This is a genomic window from Rhodoferax sp., assembly GCF_039922535.1.
In the GTDB taxonomy this organism is placed as follows: Bacteria; Pseudomonadota; Gammaproteobacteria; order Burkholderiales; family Burkholderiaceae_C; genus Rhodoferax_B.
The window spans coordinates 1-3,502 of record NZ_JBDTEM010000011.1; the positions used below are offsets into that span (position 1 = coordinate 1).

Below are 3,502 nucleotides of genomic sequence, written 5' to 3' on the forward strand. Positions count from 1 at the left end.
GCTGCGTTCGCTAGACAGCGCCGTGGCCTGCGCCACCACCACGTTCAAATAGCTCACCGTACCGCTCTGGTATTGGTTTTTCACAATCTCCAAAGACCGGTTGGCGGCCGCCAGGGCTTCAGTTTGCAGCGAGGCTTCCTGCTGCAGGCTGCCGGCCACCACCAGGTTGTCTTCCACCTCTTGCAGCGCGGTCAGCACGGTCTGGCGGTAGCTGGCGGTGGCGGCATCGGTACTGGCCCGGGCGGAATCGACGGTCGATTGGCGTAAACCTCCATCAAAAGCCGCCAGAGCGAGCGCAGGCCCGACCGACCAGAGCAGATTGGGCGCACTGACCAGATTCGCCAGAGAGCTTCCTTTGTACCCGGCGCTGGCCGACAGCGTGAGCGCGGGGAAGAACGCGGCCTGGGCTACGCCGATCTGCGCGTACGCAGCGGCCACACGGCGTTCTGCCGCCGCAATGTCGGGGCGGCGCTCCAGCAAGCGGGCCGGTACTTGGTCGGGGATGTCCGGCGTGGCGGGCAGCACCGCCGTGCGGGGCAGGCTGAACGCGGACGGTGCCAGGCCCAGCAATACCGCCAGCGCATGTTCTAGCTGGGCGCGGGAGCTGTCGGATTCGATGCGCTGGGCTGACGTGGTTTTCAGCTGGGTTTGCGCCTGCGCCACGTCGTCGGCCGAGGCGACACCACCCCGGTAGCGGTTTTGTGTCAGTTCCAAAGAGCGCTGGTAGGCCTGCACGCTGCGCTCCAGCAGGGCGGACTGGGCTTCGGCAGCGCGTAACGAGAAATAGGTCTGCGCCACCGTGGCTTGCAGAGACAAGCGGGCGGCGGCTAGATCGTCCTGGCTGGCCTGCACGCGGGCCTGGTCGCCGGTCACTGCGCCCGAGAGCCGCCCCCACAGGTCCAGCTCCCAGCTGGCACTGCCGGTCAAGGCAACGCTGTTGGCCGCCGGGCTGGTGGGCGAGGCGCTGCGGGTAGCTGCCAGGCCCGCACCTAATGTGGGCGACAAGGCCGCACGGCTGCTGCCCAGCGCGGCCTGGGCCACCCGGATTTGGGCGGCACTGGCTTGCAGGTTGGGGTTTTGGCCTAGCTGGGTTTGCAATCCGTTGAGCACCGGGTCGTTAAACAGAAGCCACCAGTCGTCCGGCACGGCGGCCGCTTGGGGATTGGCGGCTTGCCAGACGCCGGTTTCCTTGAAGGCGCTGGCCGCGGTGGGCAGGCTGGGGGCCTGGTAGGGCGGCTTGGTGCCGCAGGCAGTCAGCAGCAGCAATACCGCCAGAGATGTCAATTTAAGCGGCATGGCGGGCTTTCCGAAGTGAAATAAAGGCGGGCCAGTGCACACGGTGCCCCCAGGCGCGCAGCCGGTCCATGCCGACATAGACCACGGGCGTGGTGTATAGCGTGAGCAACTGGCTCAGCACCAGGCCACCCACCACCGCAATGCCCAGGGGCTGGCGCAACTCGGCCCCGTCGCCGTGGCCCACGGCCAGCGGCACGGCACCCAGCATGGCGGCCACGGTGGTCATCAAAATGGGCCGCAGGCGCAGGTGGGCTGCGCGGTAAATAGCTTGCGCAGCGGTAACCTGCCTGGCGTTGCGTTGCCGCGTGATGGCAAAGTCGATCATCATGATGGCGTTCTTTTTGACGATGCCGATCAGCAAAATCACGCCGATCAGGGCGATGATGGAAAACTCGGTGTTGAAGGCCTCCAGCGCCAGCAGCGCACCCACCCCGGCCGAGGGCAGTGTGGACAGGATGGTGATGGGGTGGATCAGGCTTTCGTACAAGATGCCCAACACCAGGTAGATGGTGACGATGGCCGCCAAAATCAGCAGCGGCTGGCTGTCCAATGAACTTTTCAGTGCCTGCGCCGTGCCCGCAAAACTGCCACGCACCGACACCGGCACACCCAGCTCGGCCACCGCGTTGTTCACCGCATCGGTGGCCTGCGACAGCGAAACGCCCAGCGGCAGGTTGAAACTGACTGTGCTGGCCGGGGTGCCGCTCTGGTGGTTGACCGACAGCGGCGTGTTGGTCAGCTCCACCTTGGCAAACGCCGCCAGCGGCACCTGCGCGCCGGTGCTGGAGGTGAACAGCAGGTTGCGCAGCGATTCGGCGCTTTGCAAAAACTCTGGGGCCAGCTCCATCACCACCCGGTACTGGTTCAGCGGGTTGTAGATCACCCCCACCTGGCGCTGGCCAAAGGCGTTGTTCAGCGTAGTGTCTACCGTGCTGGCGCTCAGGCCGAGGCGGGCCATGGCATCGCGGTCCATCACCACCGAAGTCTGCAGGCCGTTGTCTTGCTGGTCGCTGTTCACGTCGACCAGCTCGGGCAGTTGCGACAGGGCGCGGCGGATGCGCGGCTCCCAGGTGCGCAGGTCGGCCAGATCGTCGGCCTGCAGGGTGTACTGGTACTGGGCGTTGGCCTGGCGGCCGCCGATGTTGATGTCCTGCACCGGCACCAGGAACAGATTGGCCCCGGGCTCATGCGCCAGCCGGGTGCGCAGCCGGGCCACCACCTGGTCGGCCGACACATCCCGCTGGGCCAGCGGTTTGAGCACGATGAACATATTGGCCGTATTGCGCTGGCTGCCGCCGGTGAAGCCGGTCACGCTTTCTACCGCCGGGTCGGTGCGCACCACGTCCATGAAGCGCACCAGCCGCTGTTGCATGAACTGGAACGAGGTGCTTTGGTCGGCCCGGATGTTGCCGTTAACGCGGCCCGTGTCTTGCTGCGGGAAAAAGCCTTTGGGGATGGCGCTGTACAAATGCACGTTCAAGGCCACCACGCACAGCAGCGCCACCAGGGCGATGGGTTGGTGGCGCAGCGTCCACCCCAGTGAACGGCGGTAGCCACGCAGCATCCGCCTTTGCAGTCGGCCCGCCCACACCGCCAGGCGGCTAGGTTCCTTTTGGATGGGGGCGTGCCGTAAGAGCGCCGCGCACATCATCGGCGTGGTGGTCAGCGACACCACCATGGACACCAGGATGGAGGCCGACAAAATCACCGCAAACTCGCGGAACAAGCGCCCCACGATGCCGCCCATCAACAGAATCGGGATAAACACTGCAATCAGCGACAGGCTGATAGACACCACGGTGAAGCCGATCTCCCGCGTGCCCGCCAGCGCCGCCTGCAACGCGGATTTGCCGCGTTCCATATGGCGGGTCACGTTCTCCAACACCACGATGGCATCGTCCACCACAAAGCCGGTGGCTACCGTCAGGGCCATCAGCGACAGGTTGTCCAGCGTGTAGCCCAGCAGGTACATCACACCAAAGGTGCCCGCCAGCGATACCGGCACGGCCACGCTGGGGATCAACGCCGCACGGGCATTGCGCAGGAACAAAAACACCACCATCACCACTAGCCCAATCGAGATGGCCAGCGCCCGCTCCACCTCGCGTAGCGAGGCGCGGATGGTGGGCGTGCGGTCCATCACCACCTGCAGGTTGATGGCGGGCGGGATGGAGGCCTGCAGGTGCGGCAGCAGGGCGCGCACTTT

Annotated in this window: 2 protein-coding genes; both read right to left on the bottom strand. The window is 65.7% G+C overall.

All coding sequences use genetic code 11. The annotated features are described in order from the left end of the window. Positions 1-1,296: efflux transporter outer membrane subunit (locus ABI213_RS00350; protein WP_348025632.1), on the bottom strand; the 1,296-nt coding region annotated here is incomplete at its 3' end. Continuing rightward, positions 1,286-3,502: efflux RND transporter permease subunit (locus ABI213_RS00355; RefSeq protein WP_348025634.1), on the bottom strand; the 2,217-nt coding region annotated here is incomplete at its 5' end. The genes ABI213_RS00350 and ABI213_RS00355, both read right to left, overlap by 11 nt.